Annotated in this window: 3 protein-coding genes and 2 pseudogenes; 3 read left to right on the top strand and 2 right to left on the bottom strand. The window is 73.3% G+C overall.

What is annotated here, in order from left to right; all coding sequences use genetic code 11:
- Positions 1-162 precede the first annotated feature (162 nt).
- The 3 genes and pseudogenes from AB0I76_RS18710 to AB0I76_RS18700 all read left to right on the top strand — a co-directional run.
- A pseudogene (locus AB0I76_RS18710) lies at positions 163-1,098 on the top strand (lytic murein transglycosylase); the annotation flags it as partial.
- Positions 1,099-1,170: 72 nt separating this feature from the next.
- Positions 1,171-2,187: a GNAT family N-acetyltransferase gene (locus AB0I76_RS18705; protein ID WP_357036736.1), complete on the top strand. Its 1,017-nt coding sequence runs from the start codon at positions 1,171-1,173 to the stop codon at positions 2,185-2,187.
- Positions 2,188-2,286: 99 nt separating this feature from the next.
- Complete coding sequence (locus AB0I76_RS18700; RefSeq protein ID WP_357036733.1) at positions 2,287-5,568, top strand: lamin tail domain-containing protein; 3,282 nt, start codon at positions 2,287-2,289, stop codon at positions 5,566-5,568.
- 69 nt (positions 5,569-5,637) lie between these two features.
- On the opposite strand, the gene AB0I76_RS18695 is transcribed toward AB0I76_RS18700, so the two are convergent.
- Both AB0I76_RS18695 and AB0I76_RS18690 read right to left on the bottom strand, forming a co-directional pair.
- On the bottom strand, positions 5,638-6,228 hold the full coding sequence (locus AB0I76_RS18695) for a helix-turn-helix transcriptional regulator (RefSeq protein WP_357036730.1): 591 nt from the start codon (positions 6,226-6,228) through the stop codon (positions 5,638-5,640).
- Positions 6,229-6,723: 495 nt separating this feature from the next.
- Positions 6,724-7,276 (bottom strand): annotated as a pseudogene (locus AB0I76_RS18690) (porphobilinogen synthase); the annotation flags it as partial.

The following is a 7,276-nucleotide window of genomic DNA, read 5'->3' as shown; positions in this document are numbered from 1 at the left end:
ACGGGATGATCTTCGTACGCCGGTCGTCGCCCCACTTCGCGACGATCTCGCCCAGCTCCTCGGAGACGATCCGCCGCTGCCGCTCCGGCTTGGCGGGGAACGACGGCCGGCGACGCCGGGACACCGTCGCCCGACGCGGTCACGCCCGCGGGTCCGCCGGCAGCCCGGCGGCGCCGGGTGCCCTTCGCCCACGCCGTACACACTCCGCCCGGTCGTGTCGCGGTGGCCGCCGCGCGGTCGACGCGCGACTGGTCGCGGCGCCCCAGCGGGCGGCTCACCCTGCCCGGTGTCTTCCTGCTGGCCCTGGTCGCGGCGACCGCCGCGGCCGGCGCGCTGCTGGTGCCGGCGACGGTCCGCGCGCCCCGCCCGGTGGCCGTCGACGCGACGGCGCCGACGGGCCTGCCGGACGGAGCGTTCCCGGCCGGGTCGCCGCCGCCCCTGTCCTCCCCGCTGCCCAGCGGGTCGGCGCCGCTCGGGGCGCCGACGGTCGGCGTGCCGTCCGGCGGGCCCGTGGTCGGCACCGGTCGTCCCGCGGACGCCCTCGCCGCCTGGGCCGCGCAGATCAGCCCGAAGGTCAACATTCCGGCGGTCGCCCTCCAGGCGTACGGGTACGCCGAGCTGGTGCTCTCCCAGACCAACCGCAGCTGCGCCCTGAGCTGGACCACCCTCGCCGCGATCGGCCACGTCGAGTCGGGGCACGGCAGCGCCAACGGCGCCCGGCTGGGCGCGGACGGCAAGGCGCTACCGAAGATCATCGGCCTGCCGCTGGACGGCCAGGGCGGCCGGATGCGGATCGCGGACACGGACCGGGGCGTCATGGACGACGACCCCGTGCTCGACAGGGCGATCGGGCCGATGCAGTTCATCCCGACCACCTGGCAGGAGGTCGGCGCCGACGCCGACAACGACGCGGCCCGGGACCCGCACGACATCGACGACGCCGCCCTCGCGGCCGGCAACTACCTGTGCAAGGGCGGCCGGAACCTCACCATCCCCGGCGACTGGTGGAACGCGATCCTGTCCTACAACGACGTGCGGCGGTACGCCCAGGACGTGTACGACACCGCCAACCGCTACGGACAGGCCAGCCGTACGTGACGTGATCGTCCGCGCACATTGGAGAACTGGACCCTTCCCACCAGCAGCCGTTAGCGGCAAGCTAGACGGGTGATGGTGCGCGAGTGGGACCCCAGGACCGCGTCGTCCGCCGAGATCGCGTCGCTGCTGGACACGTTGAACGCAATCCTGGCAGCCGACCTGCCGCAGGATCCGCCGTGGCGGGAGAACTCCCTGCGGGAGTACCTCACCGAGGTGATGCCCGGCGAACGGCGGATCTCCTGGGTGGCGCAGGCCGAGGCGGCCGCCGACGGCACCGCGGGCGCCATCCTGGGCCAGGTGCACGTGCTGCTGCTCGGTGACATCGGCGTGCTGGAGGTGCTGGTGCACCCCGACGTACGGCGCACCAGCCTGGGACGCACGCTGGTCCTGGTGGCGGCCCGACGGGTCTACCAGGAGGGCTTCCGCTCGATCGGCGTCGAGGTGGTCGGCGACACGCCCGCCGTCGGCTTCTACGAGTCGCTCGGGTTCACCCGGGAGTACGTGGAGACCCGCAGCGTGCTCGACCTGACCGCGGTCGACTGGACCGAGCTGACCGAGATGTCCTCCGGCATCGGCGCGGGCTACCACCTGGAGTTCTGGCCCGGCGGCCCGCCCGACGTGCTGATCGAGGCGTACGCCCGGGCCAAGGCCGAGGTGCGCGACGTCGACGACGGCGAGCTGCGCCCCAGCTCGTACGACCCGCAGCGGCTGCGGGACAGCCTCGACTGCCTGCACCGGCGGGGCATGAAGCCCTACATCGTGCTCGCCCTGCACGAGCAGAGCGGCGAGGTGGCCGGCCTGACCGAGGTGGTGGTGCCGGCCCAGCATCCCACCCGCGCCGACCAGTACGACACGATCGTCGCGCAGGACCACCGCGGCTACGGCATCGACCGCGCGATCAAGGCGCGGATGCTGCTGGAGCTGCGCTCGGCGGAGCCGGAGCTGACCGAGGTGCAGACCTGGAACGCGCAGGCCAACGAGGCGATGCTCAAGGTCAACGCCGAGCTGGGCTACCGTCCGGACCGGGAGTGGTGCGAGTACAGCGTCGACGTCGCGGAGCTGGTCCACCGGCTGGACGCAGGCCGCTGATCGGGCAGAAGTTCACGAAACCGTCCGATGGGGGATGGACGCCGGTCAACCACGCGCCTTAACGTGCGTTAGATCCTGTCCACCCATCGTGGAGGCCCCATGCGCCCGCGCCGCACACTTGCCGCGCTCGCGACCGCCACTGCAGCCGTGACCGTCACGGCCGTCGGCGTCGCACCCACCGCGGCCAGCGCCGCGCCCACCGACCTTTTCATCTCCGAGTACGTCGAAGGCTCCTCGAACAACAAGGCGATCGAGCTGTTCAACGGCACCGGAGCGGCCATCGACCTGGCCTCCGGCGGATACCAGCTCCAGCTCTACTTCAACGGCGCCACCACCCCGGCGACCAGCCTGGCGCTGACCGGCACGGTCGCCGCCGGGGACGCCTTCGTGCTCGCCAGCTCCTCGGCCAACGCGGCGATCCTCGCCCAGGCCGACCAGACCACCGGCGCGAGCCTCTTCAACGGCGACGACGCGATCGTGCTGCGCCGGGGCGCCACGGTGCTCGACTCGATCGGCCAGGTCGGCGTCGACCCGGGCACCGAGTGGGGCAGCGGCGTGACCAGCACCGCCGACAACACGCTGCGCCGGCTCGGCGCCGTGACGGCCGGCGACGCCGACCCGTCGGACGCCTTCGACCCGGCCACCCAGTGGGCCGGCTTCGCCACCGACACGGTGGACGGGCTGGGCGCGCACAGCGTCGACGGAGGCGGCCCGGTCGACGTGCCGGGGTCGGTCACCTGCGGCGGGGCACTGGTCACCGCCGCCGGCACCGCGGGGACCCGGGAGGTCACCGCCACCGACGCCGACGACCGCGTCGTCGACGTGGCCGTCACCTCGGTCACCCCGGCCCCGGCCGCCGGTTCGATCAGCCGTACCGACCTGACCCCGGCCGACGCGGTCGCCGGCACCGCCCGCGCCACCGTCACGGCGAGCGCCGACCTGGCCGGCGGCATCTACGCCGTCCAGGTCACCGCCACCGACGCCGACGGCGGCACCGCCACCTGCACGCTCAGCGTGCAGGTCGTCGAGGAGGTCACGGTCGGGCAGGTGCAGGGTCCGACCCGCGACGACGAGTCCGGCCCGGCCGACCGGTCACCGCTCGCACCGGCCACCGGTGGCGGCAGCAGCGACCGTCTGTGGGACGTCCGGGGCGTGGTCACCCAGCTGACGCTGGCCCGCGCCAGCAACGGCAGCGACCAGCGGGGCTTCTTCCTCCAGAGCCGCGCCGACGCCACCGACGGCGACCCGACCAGCTCGGACGGCGTCTTCGTCTTCATGGGCACGTTCACCTCGCTGATCGGCGGCTACGTGCCGACGGTGGGCGACGAGGTGGTCGTGCGGGCCCGGGTCGCGGAGTACTTCAACATGACCCAGCTCTCCAGCGCCTCCCTGGTTCGCAAGGTCGCCTCCGGCGTCGACGTGAACACGGCGGTCCAGGTCACCGACGCGGTGCCGCCGGTCGACCTCGCCGACGCGGAGCGCTTCTGGGAGCGGCACGAGGGCGCCCGGCTGCGGGTCCGGGCCGGCAGCGCCGCGGTGAGCGGCCGGAACGTCTTCAGCTCCACGGCCGACGCCGAGACCTACGTCATCGACCGGGACGACCCGCTGCTGGACCGCGCCGACCCGTACGCCCGCCGGGTGTTCCGGGATTCGCACCCGTTGGACAACGACCCGACGCGCCGCTTCGACGACGGCAACGGCCAGCGCATCCTGCTCGGCAGCATGGGCGTCAAGGGCACCACCGGCGACGTCACGGCGTTGCTGCCGCCGGCGCACACCTTCGACACGCTGACCGCCGACGCGGTGGGCGGCCTCTACTACTCCTTCGAGAAGTACGGCGTCCAGGTCGAGTCGGCGCAGTTCACCGGCGGGTCCGACCCGTCGGCGAACAACCCGCCGCAGCCGGCCGACCGGTCCCGGGAGGTCGCGGTCGCGACCTACAACGTCGAGAACCTGTACGACTTCCGCGACGACCCGTTCGACGGCTGCGACTTCACCGGCAACGCCGGCTGCACGGGAGTACGCCCGCCGTTCGACTACGTGCCGGGCAGTGAGCAGGAGTACCGGGAGCAGCTCGCCGCGCTGGCCGACCAGATCACCACGGACCTGCACTCCCCCGACCTGATCCTGGTGCAGGAGGCCGAGGACCAGGACATCTGCGCGGTCTCCGGCACCGAGCTGGCCTGCGGCGACACGAACGACGCCGACGGCGCTCCGGACACCCTCCAGGAGCTGGCGCTGACCATCGCGGCGAACGGCGGACCGACCTACGCGGCCGCGTACGACCGGACCGGCGCCGACGCGCGCGGCATCACCGCCGCGTTCCTGTACCGGACCGACCGGGTCTCGCTGGCCGAGGCGACCGCCGGTGACCCGCTGCTCGGCTCCGCGCCGACGGTGCAGTACCGGGGTGCCGCGCTGGCGGGCAACGCCGACGTGCAGAACCCGAAGGCGCTCAACGCCGTCCTCCCCGCCGACGTCGACGTCAGCACCGGCCGGGACGGCGCCAACGTCTTCACCCGCGCGCCGCAGCTCGGCAAGTTCACCGTCGCGGCCGCGCCGGGCTCGTCGGAGCGGTTCACCCTGTGGGCGGCGAGCAACCACTACTCGTCCGGGCCGGACAGCCGGGTCGGGCAGCGCCGGGAGCAGGCCGCGTACGGGGCCGCGATCGTCACCGCGATCGAGGCGTCGGACGGGAACGCGCGAGTGGTCTACGGCGGGGACCTGAACGTCTTCCCCCGCCCCGACGACCCGATCGCGACGGCGGCGAACCCCACCCCGTCGGACCAGTTGGCGCCGCTGTACGACGCGGGGATGCGCAACCTCTGGGAGGACCTGCTGGCCGACGCGCCGTCGTCCGCCTACTCGTACAGCTTCGAGGGGCAGGCCCAGACGCTGGACCACCTGTTCGTCAACGAGGCACTGCACGGTGACCTGGTGCAGATGCGGGCGGCCCACATCAACGCCGACTGGCCGGCCGAGTTCGCCGGTGACGGCTCGCGTGGTTCCAGCGACCACGACCCGCAGGTGGCCCGGTTCCGCTCCCGCGCCACGTTGAGCGTCGGGGACGCGTCGGTGGTCGAGGGCGACCGGGACACCAGCACGCTGACCTTCCCGGTCACCGTCTCCCGGCCGCTGTCGCAGCCGGTCGTGGTCTGCGCCGCCACGTACGGCGGCACGGCGCAGGCCGGCTCCGACTACGACCCGTACGTCGGCTGCCGCACCCTGGCCGCCGGCCAGACGACGCTCACCTTCGCGGTGACCGTCAACGGTGACCGGAAGCGGGAGGCGAACGAGAAGCTGACGCTCCTGGTGGCCGGCGTGCCCGGTCTGCTGCTGGGCGACCCGGTCGGCACCGGCACCATCACCAACGACGACTGACCTCGTCACGCGCGTACGCCGGCGGCCCACCGGCCCGGGTCACCCACCTGGGCCGGCGGGCCGCCGTCGTCACTCCTGCGGGATGCCCTCGGGGTCGAGCATCGCCCGGCGCCGTGCGCTGCGGAACACGTCCGGGGGCGGCGGTACGGTCCGGTACTTCGCCACCCGCACCTCCCACTGGCTCCGTCGCCGTAGGGCGTCGCGGAGCAGGCGGTTGCGGTAGAACGTCTCCGGCGGACGTGCGAGTCCGTACCTGTCGGCCCACCACTCGCCCGGCCCTGGATCGAGAATCGTGTCCAGGTGGGACGGGTACCGACGGTCGGCGCCATCGCGGATGTCGTCGCGGTCACGCATCGGACGCAGTACCCGGCCACGGTCGTCCACCACCGCCAGCCGGAACCCGGCCGCCCCGAGAACGCGCTGGAGCAGCCCGAGGCTGGGCGTCACCCGCCCCGCCTCGATGCGACCGATGGTGGCGTGGTGCACACCGACGCGTCGGGCCAGCTCCCGCTGGCTCCAGTCGGCTCGACGACGGGCGGCCCGGACGATCCCGACGATCGGCCACGGCTCGACGGGCTCGGCGGACCCGGCTGGCTCGGCGGGCTCGTTGTGCTCGGCGGGCTCCGCCTGCTCCCGTTCCGATCGCTCCTGCGACGACATGCCCCACACCGTGCCGGACGGGGGACCGCGGATCCACCCCGTCCACCCCGCCTGTGGATAACCATCCGCCCTGTGGACAACCACCGAGGGCTGGGCGGGCCCACCCTGGCAACTGTCCGTAACCACGCCCCGTCAAGCGGGTGGTTCACTCTCGGTGACGACGCCGCGCTAGCAGTCCGCGGCAACGGTCCGGCATGCAAACCCGTGACCAGGCACGACGCCGATGAGCCAGCTACCACCGACAATCGCCCTCGCCCACTTTGCTCTGCACCCACATACGCACCAGGCACCCAGAGTCACTGGCGCGTATGTGAGTGCAGAGCAAAGTGGGTGGAGGAGTGTAGTGGCCGCTCACCAGACCGTTACGGAAAGTTATTCCTTCCGCGCGCGACGGAACGGGGACGGAAGCGGATCGCCGGGCGGCGACGTGGCGCGACGACGAGGAACACCGGCGCCGAGCCGGACCGCACGGCCACGGCGGGCGCCGCCGGACCGTCAGTAGCGCTGGCGGAGGAGCTGGGCGGCCTCGACGGCCCAGTACGTCAGGATGATCTGCGCCCCGGCGCGACGGATCGACGTGAGCGTCTCCAGGATCACCCGCTCGCGGTCCACCCAGCCGTTCGCGGCGGCCGCCTCGACCGTCGCGTACTCGCCGGAGACCTGGTACGCGGCGACCGGCACGTCCACCGCCGCGCGGACCGCCGACACCACGTCGAGGTACGGCAGCGCCGGCTTGACCATCACGATGTCGGCGCCCTCGGCCACGTCCAGCTCCACCTCCCGCAGCGACTCCCGGAGGTTCGCCGGGTCCTGCTGGTAGGCGCGGCGGTCGCCCTCCAGCGCCGACTCCACGGCGTCGCGGAACGGGCCGAAGAACGCCGAGGCGTACTTCACGGCGTACGCGAGCACCGACACGTCCTGGTGTCCCGCGGCGTCGAGCGCCCGGCGTACGACGCCGACCTGGCCGTCCATCATCCCGGACGGCCCGACCATCCCGACCCCGGCGGCGGCCTGGGCCACCGCCATCTCGGCGTACGCGGCCAGGGTC

Source organism: Micromonospora sp. NPDC049799 (genome assembly GCF_040656655.1).
In the GTDB taxonomy this organism is placed as follows: Bacteria; Actinomycetota; Actinomycetes; order Mycobacteriales; family Micromonosporaceae; genus Micromonospora.
The sequence above is the reverse complement of the archived record's forward strand: the minus strand, read 5'-3'. Positions and strand labels throughout refer to the sequence as shown.

Excerpts from the sequence above, each read along its gene's own strand:
- AB0I76_RS18705 (WP_357036736.1), top strand. The coding sequence starts at position 1,171 with ATGGTGCGCGAGTGGGACCCCAGGACCGCGTCGTCCGCCGAGATCGCG.
- AB0I76_RS18700 (WP_357036733.1), top strand. The coding sequence starts at position 2,287 with ATGCGCCCGCGCCGCACACTTGCCGCGCTCGCGACCGCCACTGCAGCC.
- AB0I76_RS18695 (WP_357036730.1), bottom strand. The coding sequence starts at position 6,228 with ATGTCGTCGCAGGAGCGATCGGAACGGGAGCAGGCGGAGCCCGCCGAG.